Origin of the sequence: Rhizobium sp. SU303, from assembly GCF_021052345.1 — a bacterium.
Classification (GTDB): Bacteria; Pseudomonadota; Alphaproteobacteria; order Rhizobiales; family Rhizobiaceae; genus Rhizobium; species Rhizobium laguerreae.
This window is the reverse complement of sequence record NZ_CP088095.1, coordinates 2159066-2180485: the sequence shown is the minus strand read 5'-3', so window position 1 is coordinate 2180485 and position 21420 is coordinate 2159066. Positions and strand designations below refer to the sequence as shown.

The window sequence follows — 21420 nt, the reverse complement described above, 5'->3', positions numbered from 1 at the left end:
CTATCGTGGTGCAGCGTAGCATATATTGTCAATATTCATCACAAAGAATTCAATCGTGACATGGTTTCTCGAACCTCCCTCGGCGACTCGGCTGGCTTAAAGATGTTCCGAACAGGATCATCATCGTCGGTTCGCCGTTTGTTTAGTGCTTGCGGGCCCGGGGCAGCAGGTTCATGCTTGTTTCCTATTCTGAGGCCTGCTGGTTGCGGCTTAGCCGTACATCGGGGTTTCGTGAGATGCGTCCGATGGAGTGCAGCGGCTGCGGGTTCGATATTCAGAGCGGTTTTGCTTTCTGTCCGCGATGCGGCGCAAGGCAACCTATCACTTGCGCCGCCTGCGGCTATGCTTGTCAGCCCGATTTTGCCTTCTGCCCCAGCTGTGGCGCGTCGGTTTCGGGCAAAGTCCAACCCGCGTCGAAGCCAAACATCGAGGCGGTGCAGCCTAAATCTGACGGCGATGCCGACCGGCGGCCGGTGACCGTGCTCTTTGCTGATCTCTGCGGCTTCACGACACTGAGCGAGCAGATCGACCCCGAAGTCATGCGGGTGCTGCAGAACGAATTGTTCGAAGAGATGACCCAGGCGGTCGAGGCTTATGGCGGCTTCGTCGACAAGTTCGTCGGCGATGCGCTGCTCGCGCTGTTCGGCGCACCGGTCGCTCATGAGGACGATCCGGTCCGGGCGCTTGGTGCCGCACTCGATATGATCGGTCGGGCCACGCAGGTCGGCGAGCGCTGGCACTCCCGCGCCGGCGTGCCGCTGCGTCTGCATATCGGCATCAATAGCGGCCCCGTCGTCACCGGCGGCTTCGGCGCGGTCAGTGCAAAATCCTATTCAGTGACCGGCGACACGGTGAACACCGCCCAACGCCTGCAATCCATGGCCGGCGAAAACGATATCCTTGTCGGGCCGCTGACCTATCGCCTCACCCGCCATGCCTTTGCCTTCGACAGTCTCGGCGCGCAGGCGTTGCGCGGCAAAAGCGGAAACGTTCTGGTCCATCGCCTGACGGGTCTGTTGGAGGCTCCGCATACGGCGCGCGGGCTCGAGAGTTTCGGCCTTCAGGCGCCGATGATCGGACGGGATACGGAAATGTCGCGGTTGCTGACATGCCTCGATCTTGCCTGCGGTGGTGCTGCGCAGCTTGTCCGCCTGATCGGCGAAGCGGGCATCGGCAAATCGCGGCTGGTCAACGAATTCGTCGCGATAGCCGGCAATGCCGCCCGTTTCCAGGGCCTCGCCATCCGCAAAGCGACCTGCTCTCCCCTCGGCGAACAATCCTATGGCACGCTCGGCGCGGTCGTGCGCAGCGCCTACGGCATCGGCGAGCGGGACGATCTCGACAGGGCGCGGCAATTGCTGGCAACGGGCTTCCGTGCGCTCGATCTGACGCAGGAGGAGGTCGAGGGACTTTTGCCGCTCTTTCTGCATGTCCTCGGCCTCGGCGATCCCGATGGCGCGTTGCGGTACATCGAGCCGGAGCAGCTGCGGCGGCAGATCTTCTATGCCGTCCGCACCGTCTTCGAGCGGCGGCTGGCGCAAGGTCCCCTGCTGCTTGTCATCGAGGATCTGCACTGGGCGGACGCCGCCTCGCTGGAAGTGCTTCGCTTCATGATGGACCGGCTGGAACGCAGCCGGTTGATGCTGCTGGCGATCTACCGGCCGACATCGCAAACCGACCCACTGGACTCCAATCGTGTCAGCGTCACCGTGCAGCGTCTTGCCCCACTCTTTGCGGCCGACGGGCAGAAGCTGCTTGCTGCGTTTTTTGGCGTGGATCATGCCAAGTTGCCGGTGACGATGCGCAAGCGCATCCTCGACCGCGCCGGCGGCAATCCGCTTTTCATCGAAGAAATCCTTCGGGTGCTGATCGACATGGGCACGTTGCACAATGACGGCCAGCACTGGCATGTCGCAGCGGAAGACACGGATGTCGATATACCGGTGAACCTGCAAGCCCTGTTGCTTGCCCGCGTCGATCATCTGCCACAGGAGATCAGACGGCTGGCGCAAGAGGCTGCGGTGGTCGGCCCGAAATTCGATACCGCCCTGCTCCGCACCATCGCCACCGACCCAGCCGCCATCGATGCTGCATTGGATCATCTCTGCGATGCCAATATCATCGAGGAATTGCGTGGGCCCGATGCCGGCGGGTCACCGGGCTATCGCTTCAGCCAGACGCTGATGCACGATGTCATCTATCACAATCTCCTGCTGCAACGGCGCATGGAGCTTCATCAACGGGTTGGCCGGGTTCTGGAACGTCAATATGGCGCAGCGCCCGACCGGCCCGAGCACCTGGCGCAGCTCGGCCATCACTTCAGCCTGACCACCGAAAAGGCCAAGGGCGCCACCTATCTGATGGCGGCGGGCGATCTGGCGCGAAAGGCCTATGCCAATGACGATGCAATGCGCCTCTACCGTCAGGCCCTTGCGGCCTTCGCAAACGAAGCGGAGGTGACGCCGGAGCAACAGGCGCTCTTGGAGCGTCTTGCCGATCTCTGCGGCCCAGCGGGCCTGCGCGACGCCGCCTTGAACCATTATCAGCGAGCGCTGGCGATCCACCGCACCAAAGACGATCCTATCGCTGCGGCGAGGATATTGCGCAAGATCGGCCGTTTGCATCTTGATGCAGGACGCCGCGATCAAGCGGAGACATATTTGGCCGAAGCCGAAGCGATGATCGCAACGATCGATGCGCCGGTCGAACGTGCGCATGTCCTGCAGGAGCGCGGCCATCTGGCCTTCCGCATGGGGGATCAGTCCGCTGCCGCAGAGTGGGCGACGCAGGCGCTGCAATGCCTGCAAACGCTGCCGATCGACGGGACGACCGAGGCCGGACGGGAGACGGCGCGAGCGATGGCGGAGGCGCTGAATACCAAGGGTGCGGCCTTTGCGCGGCTCGGACGTCGCCGCGAGGCCGTACAGGAAGTGGAGCGCAGCCTCTCCGTTGCCGAAAAGGCCGATCTGCAAAGTGCCGCCTGTCGCGCCTATTCCAATCTCGGCGTTCTCTACACGATTGTCGATCCTGCCAACGCCATCAGAATCTGCCGGCGCGGTCTGGAGGTTGCGACCCGTATAGGCGATCTCGGCTTCCAGGCGCGCCTTCTCGCCAACCTCGCAGTCGCATGCTGTACCTTCACCGATCGCTGCGCCGCCGAGGGTGTACCAGCGGCGGAGAAGGCCGTCGAAATCGACCGGGCGCTCGATCAGCGCGACCATCTTTCCGTGCCGCTGATCGTGCTGGGCCAGATTCATCAGTGCCACGGGCAACCGAAGCTAGCTCGTAAGTATTACGAAGAAGCCCTTGAGGTTGCGAAGGAAATTGATGAACCGCAACTGCTGTTTCCGTGCTATGATGGCTTGGCGACACTCAGCCTTGAGCATGACGACATGGACGAGGCGGAACGGTATTTCACGCTGGCACAGGATGTCTGCATCCGCCACAACCTCGATCCCGGCACGCTCGTCGTCCTGCCGTTTCTCGACTGACCTGTCCTCGTTGCAGTGATCGCCGGAGATCGATTAGGAAAATCGATTCAAGAAGATAAAGGGAGAAACGAAACATGCAGGAGAACCACGCCGCAAGACCATTGCAGCCCGGAGATCGCGCGCCGAACGTGGTGCTGGATGCGATCACTCGCCAGGGCAAGGTCGCCATCGACGATTTTCGCGGCCAGAAGCCGGTGCTCGTCGGGTTGTTCCGCGGATTGCATTGCCCCTTCTGTCGCCGGCAGATCGCCGCCATGGCCGAACTCACCGGCGCATTGCAGGAGAAGGGCATCGACAGCCTGACCGTCGTCAACACGCCGATCGACCGCGCCCGCCTCTATTTCCGCTACCATCCGCTTCCCAATCTGTTGGCGGCCTCGGACCCGGAACGGGTATCGCACAGGGCCTTTGGCCTGCCGAATCTGCAGTTCACCGAAGATGAGAATGAGTGGCCGCGCAAAGTCAGCATGAACACGGTGATGTCGATGCGCATCGACATGCCGGGCGAGCTTCCGGCGCCCATGGACCCGATGGCGGCGTCGGAATTCCTCGACAAGGCGGACGGCTATGAAATCACCGAGGATGACAAGCAGATGATGGCCACCGGCCACGGCCAGCTCGTCGGCGAATTCCTGCTCGATCGGGATGGCGTCGTGCGCTGGTGTTTCACGGAAGTCGAGGAGGATGGCCGCCATATGTTCGGCGGTCCGGCCCCTCGGGAAGTGATGTCGGCAGCGTCGAACATGGCTGTTTGAAGCGAATGAGGCCGTACTTGAAAGGTCGGACGCCTGAACAAGGCGAGTAATTCGCGGTCCCGCGTGATCGCCCTTATTCCATCCTGAACTTGGCGTGGCAGGTCGTACAGGTCTCAAGCATGAGGTGGAACGCGTGTTCCGCCGGCATTGCCAGCAGTTCCTGCTCGTTGCGGACGTGAGTGCCAAGCGGGCCGCCACCCATGGCTTCCCCAGGCTTCATGCGCATGCTGGCGGACATCTGTCCTGGGCTGTTCTGCGCGGCGGCCTCCAGCGCGACGGCGTAGTCGCGCAGATCGTTGGCGATGCGGTCGAACCGGTCGCGCTCCTTAAGGATGTTCGGCCCGGCCTTCGATTGCCGACCGTCGGCCTCGGACGCGAAATGTGCGGAGAGAACGCTCCCGGACTTGTCACGGATGGTGTCGGCAGCCCATTTGAACTCGCTGGCCTTGTAAGCCGCCGGATCCTTGAACATGCCGGAGATCGTCTTCGCCGCGGCGGCCATGGCCTTCATGTCCGCCTGTCGACGGGAGACGAGGTCCTCCGCGGCTGGCGACGGAACCCCCGCCATCAGGATTGCTCCCACGATGGAGAGCAGTCCAACCTTCTTCATGTTAGCGGTCTGTTTCATAGACGCTGCGTTCCCAACCGGGCCATGCCACGTGCTCCGGATATCCGTCGCTTCACCGGATATCCGTTCTCATATGGGCAGGAAGAGGGCGGACGGAGACCGCCCCTCCCCGATCACGCCGCCATCTTGCGGCAGCTATCGGCGCAACGACGGCAGGCGTCGACGCAGCTTTGCATATCGCCCACCCGCTCGCAGTCTTCGGCGCACTGGCCGCAGATTTCCGCGCATTCCCGGCAGACGTGCTTGTGGTGCTCCGAGCCGATCAGCATGAAGTGCGCTGAGGTCCGGCAAGTCTCCGCGCATGCCATCATCAGCTTGAAGTGCGGAGGCTTGGTGTGCTCCCCGCCCAGTTCCAGGCAATGTCCCATGGCCATCGACAGGCATTCGCTGTAGCAGGCGAGGCAATTGTCGATGCAGGCTTTCATTTCAGTCGACATGTGGTGCATGGCGCAATCTCCTATTTGACTTCCTTGTCCACCCACTTGGACATCTCTTCGATCTCCTTTTTCTGGGCTTCGATGACCTTCTGTGCCATCTGCTTGGCCTCTTCATTGTCGCCGTACTTGAGTTCGACCTCCGACATGCTGATCGCGCCCATGTGGTGGGCAATCATGCCGCAGACGAAGGAGACGTCGGCGTCCTTCTTCATCATCCCCTGCATCATGTTCATGTGCATGCCCTTCATGCCGTCCATCGACGCCTTCTGGTAGTCCGTCATGTCGCCCATCGGCATGCCGTCCGAAGGCATGTCCGCCTTCGACATGTCCATGTCTTCGGACTTGCATTTTTCCGGATAGGCCATCGTCGACTGGGCGGAAACCGCCGACGGCAGGATTGCAAAGCCGGCAGCGACTGCCGTGCACAAGGCAAGCTTGGTGAACGTCTTCATGTTCGATCTCCAAAATCTGGTTAATTGTTTTGGTCCGTTTCAGCCCGCCTGAAATCGGGGCGGCGGATCGATCGAACGGATCAGCAGGAGCGGCCTGTCGACGGGCTCCGTCCGTTCATGCCTCCCCGGTTCGAAGCGCGGAGCCGCGACCTTGGCAACTTCCGCAAGGATCGGACAGCAGTGCATCGCCGAACAGCACCCGGCCTGCATGGCGTAGGCATGCCCCACATGGTGATCACGCTCCCCCACGACGGCACAGTGCTGGCTTTGAAGGGTGCTCGGCGCCGCGGCCATGCCGAAAGGATTCGCCGCCACCAGGAGAGCGACGACCAAAAGCCGAGCGTAGCGGAAGATGCTTCCAAGTCTCATTCGGCTGGGTTCCCTTCCGGCGCCGAACTGTGCGGCAGCCGCAATGTTCCACAGTACCAGTGATCTGTGGCGGCCTTGCGTTTTGACAACGGCCGATGAGGAAGCATTAACCGTCGCCGGCTAGTCTGAGACTCTCACTCGGAACAATTCGATGAAACCTGGCTATTCGCTAGCCCAGATAGGACTTCACTGGCTGATCGCCCTCCTGGTGCCGGTCCAGTATCTGACGGGCGGCAGCATCGAGAGAACCCACCACGCCGTCCACATGGGCATGACTCCGGCGTATTGGGACGTCGTCCAGCACCATCTCCACAACTACGCGGGAATGGCGATCGGCCTGCTGATGGGCCTGCGGCTGGTTCTTCGTCTTCTTCAGCCCTCCGAAACCAGCGCACCCAGCTCATGGAGTGAGCGAGCAGCCGCGGCGCTTCACCACGCCTTCTACGCCGCGATTATTGGGCAGGCCTGCATGGGCGTCGTCGCTAGCTACTTCTGGTTCGGGATTGCGCCGTACCACGTCGTCGGATCGAGGATAATCCTGGCGATGGTGACGCTGCATCTCGCGGCGGCGATTTGGCACACGGTCGTCGCCCGTGACGAGATGGTCGACCGGATGGTGTTCCCGCGCCGGAAGCGGTCAGCCGAGGATCTGTAACGTCGCGAACATCAGCACGACGTAGCGGCCGGTCTTGGCTGAGAATCCAGGATCTGAACGGTAAGCGGTTCCGTGCCACATAAAGGACGCGAACATCGACGACAGATGAGTCGCAATTGAAATCGAGCTGCTTTTCATGTAGTTCGAGGAGCATGGGCAAGATGTACCGAATCGCAATGAGCAGGTTGCTCGTGATGATGCGGCTGGTGATCATCGTATCACTGGCGGGGTACTCGCTGTCGAACGCCAGCGCCGCCATGCATGGCTCCTCCTTCCCCGAGGCGGCAGCGATACTGTCCGAGGCGGATGCAATGCAGCATCATGATGGCCATGACATGACGAAGATGGCTGTCCATGACCATTCCCGGGGCGACGTCAGTGATGACGCAGATGGCGTATCGAAGCCTGTCAAGCCAGAATGCTGCAAGGATTTCTGTGGCGGGCTCGGCATCATGTGTGAAGGCCAGGATGTCGGCCGACCCGTCTTAACCTCGATCCGGCAGTTCATCGACGACCGGACGACCCTTGGCGAGCTGCCGCCCCTCCACCGTCCCCCGAATATCTGAATAGAGACCTACCCGTTTGATCGGGTCTAGTCGGACGCTTGCCTGCTTCCGGGCGAGCGCCTTGTAGGCTATCTCCTATTCGGAAATTTCATAATGAAACCCTCGCTTTTCGTGGTGGGGCTGCCGCTTATCGTCGGCGGCTGCGCATCCACACTTCCTCCCGACGTGGTGGCGTTGCCCACCGCGGTCGACCAGCCGTCCGCACCTCCGGCGGCATACAGGTCGCCGATCGCAGGCTACGTCGTCCGGCAGCCGGTCGATCCCAAGCCCTGGCGCAGACAGAACGATCTGCAGTCTCCCATGAATGGAGACGACTCATGATCTGCACCAGAAAACTGATCTTGGCGCTGGCATTTCCGCTCGCCTTGAGCGGCTGCGTTACAGGCGCCGAGTATTCCCGCAAAGAGGCGGGCTTCACCTCCGTTGCCAACAAGACCGCCACCGTCACGGCGAAAGAGACCGTCTGGATCCAGAACCAGAACCAGGCTCGATCGGCCACCGCACAAGTCACAAGCCTGCTCTCTCGAACAAAGACCCTCGATGCCGAGACGGCCGTCCAGATCGCGCTGCTCAACAACAAGGGCCTGCAGGCCGCCTATGCCGATCTCGGCGATAGCGCCGCCGACGCCTGGCAGTCGACGATGTTCCTCAACCCGACCGTCTCCATCGGCACTGCCGGCATGGGCGCGCCGGGCCTGGAGGCGTTCAAGACCATCGAAGGAATGATTGCGACGAACATCCTGGCGCTCGCCACGAAGAACAGGGACATGGCGATCGCCGACACCCGCTTCCGGCAGGCGCAATTGACCGCGGCGGTGAAGACACTTCAGGTCGCCGCCGACACCCGGCGCGCCTGGATCGGCGCGGTGGCGTCATGGGAGACCGTCGGGCAGCTCCAGCGTGCCCAGGCGACCGCCGACGCAGCCTCGGAACTCGCGGAGAAGCTTGGCGAGACTGGCGCTATGACCAAGGGCGCTCAAGCCCGTGAGCATGTCTTCGTCGCCGAACTCGCCGGAGAAACGGCGAAGGCCCGCCTGTCCGCCCGTCTTGCCAAGGAGGAACTGACGCGACTGATGGGCCTCTGGGGCTCCGATCTGGACTATCAGGTCCCGAACAGCCTGCCGCCGCTCCCCAAGTCCGTCGTCAGGCGTGATACCATCGAGGCCGAGGCTCTCAGGAACCGCATCGATCTGCAGATCGCGAAGCTCGACCTTGAGGCCACGGCCAAGTCCTACGGCCTCACCGAGGCGACACGCTATGTGACCGACCTCGAAATCCTGACCGGTTTCGAAACGGAACGCGAAATCGAGGACGACGAGAAGAAAAAGAGAACCACCGCACAAGTCGAGCTTGAGTTCGCCATTCCGATCTTCGACACCGGCAAGGCCCGGATGCGCAAGTCCGAGCTGGCCTATATGCGGGCGGCGAACCTCTTGGCGGAGAAAGCCGTCAACGTTCGCTCGGAAGCACGCTCAGCCTACGAGGCTTACCGCTCGAACTACGATATCGCGCGGCACTACCGCAACAGCGTCGTGCCGCTGCGCACCAAGGTCGAGGAGGAATCCCTGCTGACCTACAACGGCATGATCTCGAACACCTTCGAGCTGCTGACAGACACCCGCGACAAGATCAACTCCATCCTGCTCTCCGTCAACGCGAAGCGAGATTTCTGGCTGGCCGAAGCCGATCTGGCGCCTGCGATCTACGGCGGCGGCACGACGAAGGCGTCGGCAGAGACCGAGGTCGCCGCTGCTTCCGAAAGCAGCGCTGGCGGCGGTCATTGAGAAAGGACACACCATGTTCAACAGACGACAACTTTTTGGAGCCAGCGCCGCTCTGCTCAGCACAGCCGCTTGGACGAAGACGTCGGCGATGGGCCTGCCCGACGCACCGAAAATGGAATCGGCGGACATGCAGCCGCCGCTTCACCCTGCCTCAGGTCCGGACTATCAGCCCGTGGTCACCCTCAACGGCTGGACCCTGCCGCACAGGATGAACAATGGCGTTAAGGAGTTCCATCTGGTCGCCGAACCAGTTGAGCGCGAGATGGCGGACGGCATGACCGCCTATCTGTGGGGCTACAACGGACAGTCACCGGGACCGACGATCGAGGCTGTCGAGGGCGATCGCGTCCGCATCTTCGTCACCAACAAGCTGCCGGAGCACACGACGATCCACTGGCACGGCATGATCCTGCCGTCGGGCATGGACGGCGTCGGCGGCCTGACGCAGCCGCATATTCCGGTCGGCAAGACCTACGTCTACGAGTTCGACCTCGTGAAATCCGGCACCTTCATGTACCACCCGCATTCCGACGAGATGGTGCAGATGGCCATGGGCATGATGGGTTTCTTCGTGATCCATCCGAAAGATCCCAAGTTCATGCGCGTCGACCGAGACTTCGTCTTCCTGCTCAACGCCTACGACATCGACCCCGGCTCCTACGTGCCGCGGATCATGGAGATGACCGACTTCAACATGTGGTGCTGGAACAGCCGCGTGTTCCCGGACATCAGTCCTCTCGTCGTGTCGAAGAACGACAGGGTGCGCGTCCGCGTCGGCAACCTGACAATGACCAACCATCCGATCCACATGCATGGCTACGATTTCGAGGTGACCTGTACCGACGGCGGCTGGGTGCGGCCGGAAGCGCGGTGGCCGGAGGTGAGCATCGACATCCCCGTCGGCGCGATGCGTGCCTACGAGTTCGACGCCAAGCATCTCGGCGACTGGGCGATCCATTGCCACAAATCGCACCACACGATGAACGCCATGGGTCACGACATTCCAACCTTCATCGGTGTGGACAAATCGAAAGTCGCCGAAAAGATCAGGAAGCTGCAGCCGGAATACATGCCCATGGGCACCAAAGGCATGGCCGACATGGGCGAAATGGAAATGCCCATCCCCGAGAACACCGTTCCGATGATGACCGGCTGGGGGCCGCATGGTCCGATCGAAATGGGCGGCATGTTCTCGGTCGTAAAGGTCCGCGAGGGGATCTCGGCGGACGATTACTCAGATCCTGGCTGGTACGAAAACCCGCCCGGAACGCAGGCCTTCGAGTGGACCGGAGACCTTCCGGACGCGACCAAGGCCAAAGACGCAAAAACGCAAATCACGCCGAAGCCGACAAACGGCTGAGGTCCGATCTCAACATCGAAAAGGAATTAGGGATGAAGAATTATCTCATGGCATTGGCCCTCGCAGCACTCGCGTCGCCAGCACTTGCCTCCGGCAATCATGCCGGTGGCCACGGCGAGAAGATGGCTATCGGAGAACCCGGCGACAAGGCCAAGGCGACACAGACCATCCGCGTCACGATGAAGGAAACCGACGACGGAAAGATGCTGTTTACTCCCGCAGCCTTCAACGTTCGCAAGGGGCAGACGGTCAAGATCGCGATCAAGAATGCCGGAACGATCGACCACGAATTCGTGCTCGATCAGGAAGACAAGATTATGGAGCACAAGAAGGTCATGGAGAAGTTTCCGGAGATGGAACATGCCGACCCCAATTCCATCCGCCTTCCGGCGGGTCAATCCGGCGAGATTGTCTGGAAATTCACCACCGACGGCGAGTTCAAGTTCGCCTGCCTGATCCCCGGTCACTATGAAGCCGGCATGCACGGCGACGTCACCGTCGCTGGGAAGTAATCGCAAAAAGGAGCTACGAACATGAAAACTGCCATGATCAAAATCAGCGTGGCCGCCCTGCTCTCTGCCAGCGTGGCCTTCGGTGCGTTCGCCCAAGAATTCACCAAGGGTGTTGTCAACAAGGTCGATGCCAAAGCGAACAAGGTCACCATCAAACATGAGGACCTGAAGAGCCTCGACATGCCTGCGATGACGATGGTTTTCCGGGTCGAAGACCCGGCTCTGCTCGAAAGGCTGAAGGAAGGTTCGCAGATCGAGTTCGTCGCCGAACGCGTGAATGGCAAGCTGACCGTCACCGAAGTAAAATAGTGGGCTCCTGCCGCCCGGTCTCGATCCGGGCGGCAGGACATCAAGGAGTGGAGACGATGCACAGGAGAAGCTTTATTACAATGGCGGCATCCGCCCTGGCGTTCCTTGGCGGAGGGACACGTGCCGCCACGCCGGCGAAGATGACGGTCTACAAGGATCCAAACTGCGGCTGCTGTCATGAATGGTCGCAGGCGATGGCGGCAGCAGGATTTTCCCTCGACGCTCGCGACACCGACGACCTTTCAGCGATCAAGGCGCAGTTGGGCGTGCCGGCTCACCTGCAGGGATGCCACACCGCCGTCGTCGAGGAATACTACATCGAGGGACACGTGCCGCTCGAGGCCGTCGAGCGCCTTTTGCAGGAGCGGCCGCCGGTCCGAGGGCTGGCCGTGCCGGGCATGCCGTCCGGCTCGTTGGGAATGGGCGACGACCCGCAGGCGTCCTATGACGTGTATGCGATCCCGTCAGGGACCGAAGCGCCCTACGTGTTCAAGGAGGTCCGTCCCCGAAAGGGCTGACGTTGCGATCGATCTGGCCAGAGCCGGGCGGCCGACCGGAAAACCGGAGCGGGACCGCCCTGCGCCAGACTGGGACTGATCGATCGGTTATCGAATTGGATTCATGCGAAGAGCTTCCGTGAGACGAGCTACAAGTTCGGCGTCCGCACCGAGTCCGCTTACCTCAAGGAACAAATCTCGCATGGCGATGTTGTCACTACGATAAGCATAGGACCATGGGAGGAACTCATGCGGAAATCTCTTCAGTTCGTACTGGTCGGCCTGGCTGCGATAAGCGGCTTGACGATCTCGCCGACGATCGCAGCAGCGCAAGACTTGGAGCTGCGGCTCGGCCCCGGTGGCGTCGGCGTTTACGACCGCAATCGCGATCGTGACCGATATGACGGATATGATCGGCGCCGACCGCGCGGATGCGACCCGGATGATGCTCTCGATATCGCACGCAGCGAAGGACTTCGCAGGGCGCAGATCGTACGCATGTCTCCCCGCAGTATTGTTGTGCAGGGGATGACGCGCCGTGGACCGGAACGAATGACCTTCGCAAACCGGCGAGGCTGCCCGGAAATCTGACCGCGGCGTGAGCAAATGAGGTGGACGGCCGGGCCTTCGAGATCGTCGAGGGAATGCGGCGGGGAGGCCTTGTTTTCAAACCGGCGGAACCTTTGGCCACCCTGGACATTGCTGCCCATGCAGCGCTCTGCTTTGGGTCGCGTGCACCCTTTGAGCACCATAGGAGGATTCATCATGATGAGCGGTCAATTGAAGGCGCTTCTCGCCGTCCTTGCCGTTGCCGGCTACCAAAACAGAGACAAGATCGGAGAGGTCCTCCGGGGCATTCAGAACCCTCAGCAGGCCGGCGCGGGCAACCAGCAACCCGGGGGCCTAGGCGGCCTTCTTGGCGGACTGACGGGTTCGGGTGGTCTCGGCGGCCTTCTCGGCGGGCTGACGTCCGGCGGCATCGTCAGCGGCGGTCTCGGCGATCTGCTGAAGACGTTTCAGCAAAATGGTCACGGTGACAAGGCGGAGTCCTGGGTAAAGCCCGGTCCGAATGCGGACATCGATGACGGCCAGCTCGCGGAAGCACTGGGACCGGACGTCCTCAACGAGATCGCGGCCAGTACCGGCCTTTCGCATGAAGAGATTCTGGGACGCCTAAAGCGCGATCTTCCCAAAGCGGTGGACGACCTGACACCCGAGGGAAAAGTACCCACCGCCGAAGAGAGCTTCTTGTCCTCTGCAAGTCAATCGACCACCAGCGGACGACCCGGCACCTTCTAATTTCATCGCACCAGCGCATCACTCGGGGAGACCGGACTTGCGGTAGCCGTCGATGAAATGTGCAAGCGTCCGAGCGTCACGGAACGGTTCGGCCGCCGCCCAGTGGCGGGTCGAAAAATGCGGGTTGGCGACGAGGAACAATTCGACCTCGGCACGAGCCTCTTCAAGCCGGCCGAGTTGGGCAAGGCTTGCCGCCAGGAAGCGGCGTGAGCTTGTACGATAGGTCTCGTCCCGGCGCAGCGTCTCGACGGCGGCTTCGTATTGGCCGGCGGCATATTGCGCCTGGCCGAGCGCCAGATAGTACCAGCTTGCCGGGAATGGGTTCAGCCGGAAGGCCTTGGCGATATGCTCAAGCCCCTCCCCGACCCGCCCGGCGAGCACCGTGATGTCGGATAGGGCCGCAAAGGTGTCGGCCTCGTTCGGGTCGAGCTCGATCGCCTTGGCGAATTCCGCATCGGCCTCGGCGAAACTGCGCTCGTAGGCAAGCAGGTAGGCGAGGATCCAGCGGCAGCCGGCATCGTTGGGATCGATCGCCACCGCCTTGCGCGCCAGTTTCAGAGCAGTCTTACGCGTAGGCTCCGTCGGTCCGCCGGAATGCACCTCTCCCATCCAGTGGTTTATGGCGAGCCAACGATAGGGCTCGGCATAGTCGGGGTCGAGCGAAATCGCGCGCGTCAGCATCAGATGTGCTTCCCGCGCCGTCTGCGGTGCGTCGTCCATCAGCTTGCGCGCCCGCACGCAGAGATCGTAGGCTTCGAGATTTTTGGGCCGGTTGCGCGGCGGCGGTGCGCGCAGCCGGCCAAGCAGCGCTTCCACTATCTTGGCCGTCACCTCGTCCTGAACGGCAAAGATATCGTCCAGGCTGCGGTCGAAGCGTTCCGCCCATAGATGATCGCCACTCACCGCGTCGATCAGCTGGGCGTTGATGCGCACCTGCCCTGCTGCCCGGCGTGCGGTCCCTTGCAGCAGGTAGCGCACGCCGAGCTCCTCGGCGATTGCGCGTACATCCATCGCCCTTCCCTTGTAGGCGAAGGCCGAGCTGCGGGCGATGATGAACAGGCCCGGCATCCTGGACAGGTCGGTGATCAGGTCTTCGGTCAGGCCATCGGCGAAGGATTCCTGCTCCGGATCATTGCTGATATTGACAAAGGGCAGCACTGCTATCGATGGTTTATCGGGCAGCGGCAGAGGCTTTCGCTTGACGCCGGCGCGCTGATCGATGGCGCCAGTGAAGCGGTAGCCGACGCGCGGCACCGTGGAGATCCATTCACCGCCGTCGGCGGCCGGACCGAGCAGCTTGCGCAGCTGCGCGATCTGGACGGTGAGGTTGCCTTCCTCGACGGCCAAGCCCGGCCAGGCCGCATCCATCAACTCGCCCTTCCCCAGGATTTCTCCGGGTCGTTCGACGAGCGCTGAAAGCAGCTTGACACCCCGGTGGCCAATGGCAACGGGATCATCGTTCCGAAGGAGGGTTCCAGCCACCGGATCAAGCACAAACGGACCAAAGGCAAAGCGCGATCCCTGCATCGAGCGCATCCTAGAGACTTTCAGCCTTCGTTGGAACTGTTCAGCAGGGGACAATTCGGTCCAGTTCAAGGCTCTAGCCCCATCAGAACACCCTCTCGCTCGTCGATGAAACCTTGTCCGGCTACCATGCCGCGAGCCGGATCTCAAACCTGCCGGGCGATGGCGCCGACTACATTGACGAGAAGGCGCGCGGCGGTCAGCGCCGACAGGCGGTCGATGTCGGCGGGAGGATAGAGCTCGACAAGATCGAATCCTGCGATCCTGGCCCGCCTGCCAAGGCCGGCGATCAGGTCGATTACCTCGGTATAGGCGAGGCCGCCGGGCGTCCGCGCCGCCACACCCGGCATGATGCTGGGATCGAGGCTGTCGCAGTCGAGCGTGACGACGACCCGCGCTCCTTGCGGAATATGCCGGAGAGCGGCTTCGGCGCCCTCAGCATGAATTTCGCGGGCAGTGACGAAGCGGCTGCCGTAACCCCGCGCCGCTTCGATGTCGGCGAGGCGTGCGCTGCCGACACTACGGAGGCCGACCTGCACCATGCCGGCGACATGCCGCATTTCGCTCGCCCGACGCATCGGGCTCGAATAGCCGAAGCGCTCGCCATGCACCTCGTCACGCCAGTCGATATGGGCGTCGATCTGCAGGATCCAGACCGGTTCGTGATCGGCAAAGCCGGCGAGGAAAGGAATGGTCACAGAACAGTCGCCGCCGAGCAGGATCGGCACGGCGGGCACTGACAGGATCTCGCGCGTCTTCACCTCGATCCAGGCGCGGTTGCCGGCATTGTCATGCATGGTGGTTTCGACGTCACCGGCGTCGATGCAGCACACCGGTTTGCCATCGAACAACGGTCCGCCGAGATCGAAGTCCCAGTGCTCTACGAGCGCGGCATCGTCCTGGCTCACAGCGCGGATGGCATCGGCGGCCAGGACATAGCCGCTGCTGTCCTTGCCGGGATAGGTGCTGCCGTGACCGGCCGCGAAGATCACCGCACGGGGCAAACGGCCATCGGCGAGGCGATTTGGAAGGCCAAGAAAGGAAGGCGAGGCTGTCATTTCCTGATGGTCCTGATGATGTCCGGCGGAAGTTGCTGTGGTGAGGACTTTTGGTCGGGGCAAAATTCTATGCAGACCTGTTTAGTCCCTTTGGAAGTTTTTGAGAACTTTTTGGACGCGCTTAATTACGGCGCTCGCCGTATCCCGCAGAATTCATCCTCTTTTGAGCTTGAAGGTTCCCGCACCTTCAAACCCCATGGAGGTTGCCATGAACGATACTTCCACCCCTGCATTGGCGCCGCATCACGCGGCGCGGGCGGGAACGTCTGTGGAGCCGTCGGACGTGTCGGATCGGCACTTGCACGGCACGACATCGCCGCGAGATGATCGGATCCCATGGGCCGCGATGGCGGGCATCATCGCGACCGTCACGGTATTTGCCGTGGCGCAGGGGCTGACCTATCCGCTGCTCAGCTTCATCCTGGAGCGGCAGGGGACGCCATCAGGCCTGATCGGATTGTCGGCGGCTATGACGCCGCTCGGTTTCATTCTATCGGCGCCCATCATTCCGGCGCTTTCTCGGCGCGTGGGTGGGGCGCGGTTGGCGATCCTGTGTTCGATCCTGGCCGCGCTCACCCTAATGACGATTGCCTGGGCGCAGGACGTCTGGGCCTGGATGCCGCTGCGCTTCCTGCTCGGCGTCTTCGCCAATCCGCTTTACGTGATCAGCGAAACCTGGCTGATCTCGATCACGCCGGCGCCGCGCCGAGGCCGGATCATGGGTCTCTATTCATCGATCGTTTCGGGCGGCTTCGCCATCGGCCCGCTGTCGCTCTGGCTCACCGGCACTGCGGGTTGGCCGCCCTTCGTGATCGGCATTACGGCCTTCCTCCTCTGCGGCCTGATCGTGCTTGCGGTCGTCCCACACCTGCCCGATATGCCTGGTGAAGGCAAGGCAACAACGGTGGGTCGCTTCTTCGCTCTGGCACCGCTGCTGTTGTTTGCGGTTTTCACAGCCGCCGCCTTCGAGCAGATTCTGCTCTCTCTGTTCGCGGTCTATGGCGCAGCACTCGGCAGCGCCGAAGGGCGCATCGCATCACTCATTACCTGTTTCATCGCCGGCAATGCCGTGCTGCAGATTTTGCTCGGGCGCTTGGCCGAACGGTTCGGCTCGACGCGGATGATGCTCTTCTGTGTCCTCGCTTGCCTCGCCAGCTGCCTGCTGCTGCCGTCGGCCTTCAATTCGTGGCTTATCTGGCCGCTCGTCTTCGTCTGGGGCGGGGTCTCGTTCGGGATCTACACCCTGTCGCTGATCCAGCTCGGCGAGCGTTTCACCGGCCAGGCCCTGATCGCCGGAAACGCCGCCTTCGCCTTGGTATGGGGCATCGGCGGCATCGTCGGCTCGCCCGCCACCGGACTGGCGATGCAACAGATCGGACATCAGGGTCTGCCATTGTCCCTTGGCCTGCTCAGCTGTGTGCTGGCGGTGTTGCTGATGGCCAGGAGATGGCCGGGCTGATCGAGGCACGCTCGTGCCGCCCTGCCCCGACTTGCCCTGCTGGCCCTTTGCGCAGAAGAATTGCCATTTAATGTATAACATGTTATATAACTTCCCATACAAATGGAGATTGGCATGGTCGAGGATGTGGTCCGGACGCTCGGGTTTCTGTGCATGGGCAGCCGGCTGCGGCGCATCGGAGAAAGGCTGCAGGCCGATACCCAGCAGGTCATCGACGAAGCAGGCCTTGGCATTCAAGCCGGCCAATATCCATTCCTTGCAGCGATCGACCGGTCTGGGCCGCTGACGATCGGCGAGCTCGCGCAGGCGGTGGGCATCACCCAGCCCGGCGCAACCCGCACCATCGGCCAGCTTCTCGAACTTGGTTACGTCGACATGCAGCCGGCCCCGGACGATCAGCGTCGCAGACTGGTCTCGCTGACCGACAAGGGACAGGACCTCGTCGACCATTCGAAAAAGGTGATCTGGCCGCGCATCGCCGCCGCCGTTGCAGATCTCTGCGGCGATCTCGACGGGCCGATCCTCGAACAGCTCGCGGCCATCGAGGACGGGCTTGCGGCGGTGCCGCTTGCGCGCCGCAACGCCGCCAAGGAGGAAAGATAATGCCGCATATCCTCGACCGCCCGATCTGGAGCGCGCTGGAAACCGCGCATGCCGATCTTGCCGAAGGCGGCAAGTCCGCGCGGCGATACCCACCCTCCATCGTTCCTTTCGCGGCGTCCGCCGACGACACGCCGGAGAGCCTCGACGCCCTGGAGAACCTGCCTTCGCAGGAGGAGAGCATGATTCTCGTCGAATCCGGGCCGATCGCCATTCCATCGGGTCTTGCCGTCGCAACGGAAGCATCGGTGGTCCAGATGATCGCCGAGCGGCCTCATGAGCGAATTTCCGATTCTCGCATCCAGCCGCTGACCGAGGCCGATGCCGCCGACATGCTTGATTTGGCGACACTGACCAAGCCCGGGCCGTTTACGTTGCGAGCCCAGAGCCTCGGCAGCTTCTGGGGGATCAAGAGCGAAGGCCGCCTGGTGGCGATGGCCGGGCAACGGATGCGGCAGACAGGCTTCATCGAGCTCAGCGGGCTTTGCACCCATCCCGATTTCCAGGGACGCGGCCTCGGCACCCTGCTCTTCCGCTTCGTTGCCGGAGAGATCGCATCGAGCGGGGACACAGCCTATCTGCACGCCTATGCCGCAAACACATCGGCCATTTCGCTCTACAAGACACATGGCTTTGCGCTTCGCGCGGAGATGAATATGCGCGTGGTCAAACGTCGCTCCTGAGCAAAGCCCCCGAGCTATCGCACCGCCGGCGGCAGCACTTCGAATTTCCAGAATTTTTCCGGGCTGAAATAGGTCGTGGCAAACGCGCGAATATCTGCCGCGGCGACCTTGTCATAGCCGCTGAGATTGTCGCGTATCCGGTCTAAACCACGCGAATCCGTCTGAGCGCCGCGCAGATATTCAATCCAATATTCGTTACCCTGCTGCTGATGCTTCAGCGTCTCGATAATCGGTTCCCGGGCGCGTGTGAGTTCGTCCGGGGAGACATCACGCGACCGCAGATCCTTGGCGATGTCGTCGACGAGTGCGTAGAAACGCGCGACCTTTGCCGGGTCTGTCTCGACGTAGAAATATGCGTAACCGTAGCCAGGGACTTCACTTGACAGGTCAGCGTCGCCCTCCATCACATAGCTTGATCCCTCTGCGATACGAAACTTGTCGATCAACCTGTTTTGGAAAATCTGGGTGGCGAGATTGGCGGTGAAGGACCGCGGCAGGTCGGAAAGCAAATCGCCAATCGGAACCCCTACCGCGGCGGCGGCGCTATCCGCCCTGCCCTTATGGGCCTCCACAACGGGCTTCTCGGTCGTCGCCGGAAAGCGCACGTCGTTGCGATCGTCGCTCGACGTCGTCTCCGGGCGCGATGGCAAGGCGCCAAAGGTTTCAGCTGTCAGCCGGATCGCGTCGTCCACCGTCACGTCGCCGACGATGGTGATATCGATTGGGCCGTTGGAGATCATAGGTTGGAACAGCGCCTCGAAATCCTCCGGATGAGCGGCCGACAACTGCGCGCGATCGGGGAAGGTCCAGCGCGGGTCGCCCGAATGCACGAGACCTGGGAAATCGCGGCTGACAATGCCGCCGGGCGTCGCCTCATACTGATCGAGACCGCTCAAATAGGCTTGCTGCACACGTTTGAACGCCTCGGGGCGATAGGCGGGATCGGAGGTGTATGCGGTCATGAGCTGCAGTTGCGTCGCAAGATCTTCAGTCCTTGTACGACCATCGAACCTGAAGGAGCTGTCGCCTACGGAGAAATCGATGCTGACGATGTTGGCCGTCAGCGCTTTCTGGATATCCTGGTAATCCATGGCCTTGACGCCGGACAGCACGACGGCCGGAGATGCCCAGATCGGGGCGGAAGGGTCGTGCGGCAGATCCAGCCGACCGCCGCCGATAGCTTCACGCACCAGCACTTCGTTGGCACGCAGCTTGGTTGGCTTGACGGTCAGCCGCACGCCGTTGGAAAAGCGCACCAAGGTCAGGCCGAGATCGTCGACGGCGCGGCGTTCGACCACAGCGCCCGGCGCGCCGAAATGGGCGTAGGGCCAGGCGACGTCAGCTGCACTGGATCCTACCGAGACGGCAACGGCATTTGACGCATCGTAGACTTGCCGAACCGCGTCAGCTCCGCCCTCAGGTGATTGGGCCGTCTGTAGCACGACCTGCGGACCGTTGCCGGAGAAAGCACGCTGCAGGGCCTGATTGACTTCGACCGCCGTGACGCCGTTCGTCATCGTCTCGAACAGCGACAGGTCTTCGGCAGGCGAGGTGAAGACTTGATCGTCATCGACGCTGCTCACCAGCATGGAAGCGACGTCGGTGGTCATGCGTGTCGCGGCTCCGGCCGCAGCGGCCTGCAGGGCCGAGCGATAGTCGAGGATTTCGCGATCGATCTCCGCCTGCGTTGCGCCGAACTCCTGGATACGACGCTGTTCCTGATCGATGGCCGTGAGCGCCGCCTGCCATTTGTCCGGCTCGGAGTTCGCCGCGATCAGGACGACATGAGCGGAATCGAGGAGATCCTGAGAGCCGACGCCCGCACTGATGAATGGGGCATCCGCCTTGCCGGCGATGGTACTCACCCGGCGATTGAGCACCATGAGACCGAGATTTTCAACAAGCTCAGCGCGGCGCTTGGCGAAGGTGTCAGGCGTCGCGTCAAAGAGACGTGTCCAGGCGACCTGTACGCTCGTCATGCCGCCGGGAACGACGATGAGCTCGGCGCTTTCGCCTTTCGTCACCAGCGCGCCGAGATCCGGTTTTGCCGGCGCCGGGTCGACGGCCTTCCAATCGCCGAAGCGCTGCCGGATTTCCGTTTCCATGGCGGCGGGGTCGATATCGCCCACCACCATCAGCGTTGCCCGATCGGGTCGGTAATTGGCCCGGTAATAATCACGGACGAGGGCCACAGGCGCATTGCTGATGATGTCGGCTTTACCGATCGGCGCCCGCATGGTCGCGCGCTTGCCGGCGAGCAGCGAATTCATAATTTCGAGAGCCGCGCGATACTGCGGCGTGTCGCGCAACCGCTCTTCCGACAGGATGACGCCGCGTTCGCGATCGAAGGCACCGGCGTCGAGGGTGAGCTCGCTCGCCGTTTCTCGCATCAGCATCAGGCCCGTCGAAAGCGTGTCCGCATCGACCTCGGGCAGATCGAGTGCATAGACAGTCTCGTCGTAAGAGGTATGGGCGTTGGTGTCCGGCCCGAAGGCCAAACCCTTGCGCTGCAAGATACGGATCATCTCCCCTTCGGCGACATGTGTCGAACCCTTGAAGGCCATGTGCTCGAGAACATGCGCCAGACCCTGCTGGTTGTCGTTTTCGTCGAGCGAACCGGAGCCAATGCGAAAGCGGATCGCTGCCTGTCCGGGCGGAGTGACATTGCGCATGATCGCAAATCGCATGCCGTTGGCGAGCATGCCGAAACGCACATGGGGGTCGGCTTGGATGTCGCTTTGCGTTTGTGGCCAGGGCACGGACGGGCTGTCCGCATAGGCTGGCGACGTGAAGTTTGCGACGAGGGAGACCGTCGCGAGAAACCACCACACCGTGGGGCATTCCATTTTTTTTTGAGACATTCTTGTCCAGGTGATGAGAATGAAGGGGGTAGATGGCGTCAACCTGACTATTCCACAGGTTGCATTCCCCATCAACTTCCATGTTCGTAATGAATAAGAAGTAGATAACTCTGCCTGAGAA

Annotated in this window: 22 protein-coding genes; 15 read left to right on the top strand and 7 right to left on the bottom strand. The window is 61.9% G+C overall.

Going from position 1 to position 21420, the window contains the following annotated elements:
- Positions 1 to 245 precede the first annotated feature (245 nt).
- Entirely contained in the window at positions 246 to 3491 is a 3246-nt protein-coding gene (locus RlegSU303_RS10945; RefSeq protein WP_131622787.1) for an adenylate/guanylate cyclase domain-containing protein, read from the top strand.
- Positions 3492 to 3565: 74 nt separating this feature from the next.
- Positions 3566 to 4246: a peroxiredoxin-like family protein gene (locus RlegSU303_RS10940; RefSeq protein WP_094085957.1), complete on the top strand. Its 681-nt coding sequence runs from the start codon at positions 3566 to 3568 to the stop codon at positions 4244 to 4246.
- A gap of 73 nt (positions 4247 to 4319) precedes the next feature.
- Here RlegSU303_RS10940 and RlegSU303_RS10935 read toward each other — a convergent pair whose 3' ends face one another.
- From RlegSU303_RS10935 to RlegSU303_RS10920, 4 genes are all read right to left on the bottom strand, one after another.
- Positions 4320 to 4874, bottom strand: a complete 555-nt coding sequence (locus tag RlegSU303_RS10935; protein ID WP_151517367.1) for a cytochrome c — start codon at positions 4872 to 4874, stop codon at positions 4320 to 4322.
- Between the two features lie 113 nt (positions 4875 to 4987).
- A complete protein-coding gene (locus RlegSU303_RS10930) occupies positions 4988 to 5320 on the bottom strand; it encodes a four-helix bundle copper-binding protein (RefSeq protein WP_151517366.1) in 333 nt (110 codons plus the stop codon).
- Positions 5321 to 5331: 11 nt separating this feature from the next.
- Complete coding sequence (gene copM / locus RlegSU303_RS10925; protein ID WP_027665814.1) at positions 5332 to 5763, bottom strand: CopM family metallochaperone; 432 nt, start codon at positions 5761 to 5763, stop codon at positions 5332 to 5334.
- A 39-nt stretch (positions 5764 to 5802) separates the two neighbouring features.
- Entirely contained in the window at positions 5803 to 6132 is a 330-nt protein-coding gene (locus RlegSU303_RS10920) for a hypothetical protein (protein WP_131645895.1), read from the bottom strand.
- Between the two features lie 151 nt (positions 6133 to 6283).
- On the opposite strand from RlegSU303_RS10920, the gene RlegSU303_RS10915 reads away from it, so the two are divergent.
- The 10 genes from RlegSU303_RS10915 to RlegSU303_RS10870 all read left to right on the top strand — a co-directional run bounded on the left by RlegSU303_RS10915 (position 6284) and on the right by RlegSU303_RS10870 (position 13114).
- Positions 6284 to 6787 carry a cytochrome b gene (locus RlegSU303_RS10915; RefSeq protein ID WP_131645896.1) on the top strand — a complete coding sequence of 168 codons (504 nt, stop codon included), beginning with the start codon at positions 6284 to 6286 and terminating at the stop codon, positions 6785 to 6787.
- Between the two features lie 152 nt (positions 6788 to 6939).
- Positions 6940 to 7353, top strand: a complete 414-nt coding sequence (locus RlegSU303_RS10910; RefSeq protein ID WP_181018216.1) for a hypothetical protein — start codon at positions 6940 to 6942, stop codon at positions 7351 to 7353.
- 93 nt (positions 7354 to 7446) lie between these two features.
- Positions 7447 to 7674 carry a hypothetical protein gene (locus tag RlegSU303_RS10905; protein WP_131645897.1) on the top strand — a complete coding sequence of 76 codons (228 nt, stop codon included), beginning with the start codon at positions 7447 to 7449 and terminating at the stop codon, positions 7672 to 7674.
- Positions 7671 to 9137: a TolC family protein gene (locus RlegSU303_RS10900; protein ID WP_131645898.1), complete on the top strand. Its 1467-nt coding sequence runs from the start codon at positions 7671 to 7673 to the stop codon at positions 9135 to 9137. Before RlegSU303_RS10905 ends, RlegSU303_RS10900 begins: the two co-directional genes overlap by 4 nt.
- A 13-nt stretch (positions 9138 to 9150) precedes the next feature.
- Positions 9151 to 10497 (top strand): multicopper oxidase family protein, encoded by a 1347-nt coding sequence (locus tag RlegSU303_RS10895; protein WP_131645899.1) that lies wholly within the window; start codon positions 9151 to 9153, stop codon positions 10495 to 10497.
- 32 nt (positions 10498 to 10529) lie between these two features.
- Positions 10530 to 11009 carry a cupredoxin domain-containing protein gene (locus RlegSU303_RS10890; protein ID WP_131645900.1) on the top strand — a complete coding sequence of 160 codons (480 nt, stop codon included), beginning with the start codon at positions 10530 to 10532 and terminating at the stop codon, positions 11007 to 11009.
- Positions 11010 to 11030: 21 nt separating this feature from the next.
- Complete coding sequence (locus RlegSU303_RS10885) at positions 11031 to 11318, top strand: copper-binding protein (protein WP_131645901.1); 288 nt, start codon at positions 11031 to 11033, stop codon at positions 11316 to 11318.
- A 56-nt stretch (positions 11319 to 11374) separates the two neighbouring features.
- Entirely contained in the window at positions 11375 to 11836 is a 462-nt protein-coding gene (locus RlegSU303_RS10880) for a DUF411 domain-containing protein (protein WP_131645902.1), read from the top strand.
- A 228-nt stretch (positions 11837 to 12064) separates the two neighbouring features.
- Positions 12065 to 12406, top strand: coding sequence for a hypothetical protein (locus RlegSU303_RS10875; protein ID WP_017960468.1), 342 nt, complete (start codon positions 12065 to 12067; stop codon positions 12404 to 12406).
- Between the two features lie 174 nt (positions 12407 to 12580).
- Entirely contained in the window at positions 12581 to 13114 is a 534-nt protein-coding gene (locus tag RlegSU303_RS10870) for a YidB family protein (RefSeq protein ID WP_094085966.1), read from the top strand.
- 18 nt (positions 13115 to 13132) lie between these two features.
- Here RlegSU303_RS10870 and RlegSU303_RS10865 read toward each other — a convergent pair whose 3' ends face one another.
- Both RlegSU303_RS10865 and RlegSU303_RS10860 read right to left on the bottom strand, forming a co-directional pair.
- On the bottom strand, positions 13133 to 14641 hold the full coding sequence (locus RlegSU303_RS10865; protein ID WP_151518625.1) for a winged helix-turn-helix domain-containing tetratricopeptide repeat protein: 1509 nt from the start codon (positions 14639 to 14641) through the stop codon (positions 13133 to 13135).
- 143 nt (positions 14642 to 14784) lie between these two features.
- Positions 14785 to 15696, bottom strand: coding sequence for an agmatinase (locus RlegSU303_RS10860; protein ID WP_151518626.1), 912 nt, complete (start codon positions 15694 to 15696; stop codon positions 14785 to 14787).
- Between the two features lie 346 nt (positions 15697 to 16042).
- On the opposite strand from RlegSU303_RS10860, the gene RlegSU303_RS10855 reads away from it, so the two are divergent.
- From RlegSU303_RS10855 to RlegSU303_RS10845, 3 genes are all read left to right on the top strand, one after another.
- Entirely contained in the window at positions 16043 to 17155 is a 1113-nt protein-coding gene (locus tag RlegSU303_RS10855) for an MFS transporter (protein ID WP_181018217.1), read from the top strand.
- 114 nt (positions 17156 to 17269) lie between these two features.
- A complete protein-coding gene (locus RlegSU303_RS10850) occupies positions 17270 to 17758 on the top strand; it encodes a MarR family winged helix-turn-helix transcriptional regulator (protein WP_094085967.1) in 489 nt (162 codons plus the stop codon).
- Positions 17758 to 18438, top strand: coding sequence for a GNAT family N-acetyltransferase (locus RlegSU303_RS10845; protein WP_017960462.1), 681 nt, complete (start codon positions 17758 to 17760; stop codon positions 18436 to 18438). Before RlegSU303_RS10850 ends, RlegSU303_RS10845 begins: the two co-directional genes overlap by 1 nt.
- Positions 18439 to 18452: 14 nt before the next feature.
- On the opposite strand, the gene RlegSU303_RS10840 is transcribed toward RlegSU303_RS10845, so the two are convergent.
- Entirely contained in the window at positions 18453 to 21371 is a 2919-nt protein-coding gene (locus RlegSU303_RS10840; RefSeq protein WP_131720113.1) for a M16 family metallopeptidase, read from the bottom strand.
- Positions 21372 to 21420: the final 49 nt, after the last annotated feature.

Bases quoted from the DNA above. Each gene is read 5' to 3' on its own strand.
- RlegSU303_RS10905 (WP_131645897.1), top strand. From the start codon at position 7,447: ATGAAACCCTCGCTTTTCGTGGTGGGGCTGCCGCTTATCGTCGGCGGC.
- RlegSU303_RS10850 (WP_094085967.1), top strand. From the start codon at position 17,270: ATGGTCGAGGATGTGGTCCGGACGCTCGGGTTTCTGTGCATGGGCAGC.
- RlegSU303_RS10940 (WP_094085957.1), top strand. From the start codon at position 3,566: ATGCAGGAGAACCACGCCGCAAGACCATTGCAGCCCGGAGATCGCGCG.
- RlegSU303_RS10865 (WP_151518625.1), bottom strand. From the start codon at position 14,641: ATGCAGGGATCGCGCTTTGCCTTTGGTCCGTTTGTGCTTGATCCGGTG.
- RlegSU303_RS10915 (WP_131645896.1), top strand. From the start codon at position 6,284: ATGAAACCTGGCTATTCGCTAGCCCAGATAGGACTTCACTGGCTGATC.
- RlegSU303_RS10855 (WP_181018217.1), top strand. From the start codon at position 16,043: ATGGCGGGCATCATCGCGACCGTCACGGTATTTGCCGTGGCGCAGGGG.
- RlegSU303_RS10910 (WP_181018216.1), top strand. From the start codon at position 6,940: ATGGGCAAGATGTACCGAATCGCAATGAGCAGGTTGCTCGTGATGATG.
- RlegSU303_RS10920 (WP_131645895.1), bottom strand. From the start codon at position 6,132: ATGAGACTTGGAAGCATCTTCCGCTACGCTCGGCTTTTGGTCGTCGCT.
- RlegSU303_RS10930 (WP_151517366.1), bottom strand. From the start codon at position 5,320: ATGCACCACATGTCGACTGAAATGAAAGCCTGCATCGACAATTGCCTC.
- RlegSU303_RS10860 (WP_151518626.1), bottom strand. From the start codon at position 15,696: ATGACAGCCTCGCCTTCCTTTCTTGGCCTTCCAAATCGCCTCGCCGAT.
- RlegSU303_RS10945 (WP_131622787.1), top strand. From the start codon at position 246: ATGGAGTGCAGCGGCTGCGGGTTCGATATTCAGAGCGGTTTTGCTTTC.
- RlegSU303_RS10890 (WP_131645900.1), top strand. From the start codon at position 10,530: ATGAAGAATTATCTCATGGCATTGGCCCTCGCAGCACTCGCGTCGCCA.
- RlegSU303_RS10900 (WP_131645898.1), top strand. From the start codon at position 7,671: ATGATCTGCACCAGAAAACTGATCTTGGCGCTGGCATTTCCGCTCGCC.
- RlegSU303_RS10885 (WP_131645901.1), top strand. From the start codon at position 11,031: ATGAAAACTGCCATGATCAAAATCAGCGTGGCCGCCCTGCTCTCTGCC.
- RlegSU303_RS10935 (WP_151517367.1), bottom strand. From the start codon at position 4,874: ATGAAACAGACCGCTAACATGAAGAAGGTTGGACTGCTCTCCATCGTG.
- RlegSU303_RS10840 (WP_131720113.1), bottom strand. From the start codon at position 21,371: ATGGGGAATGCAACCTGTGGAATAGTCAGGTTGACGCCATCTACCCCC.
- RlegSU303_RS10845 (WP_017960462.1), top strand. From the start codon at position 17,758: ATGCCGCATATCCTCGACCGCCCGATCTGGAGCGCGCTGGAAACCGCG.
- RlegSU303_RS10875 (WP_017960468.1), top strand. From the start codon at position 12,065: ATGCGGAAATCTCTTCAGTTCGTACTGGTCGGCCTGGCTGCGATAAGC.
- copM (WP_027665814.1), bottom strand. From the start codon at position 5,763: ATGAAGACGTTCACCAAGCTTGCCTTGTGCACGGCAGTCGCTGCCGGC.
- RlegSU303_RS10880 (WP_131645902.1), top strand. From the start codon at position 11,375: ATGCACAGGAGAAGCTTTATTACAATGGCGGCATCCGCCCTGGCGTTC.
- RlegSU303_RS10895 (WP_131645899.1), top strand. From the start codon at position 9,151: ATGTTCAACAGACGACAACTTTTTGGAGCCAGCGCCGCTCTGCTCAGC.
- RlegSU303_RS10870 (WP_094085966.1), top strand. From the start codon at position 12,581: ATGATGAGCGGTCAATTGAAGGCGCTTCTCGCCGTCCTTGCCGTTGCC.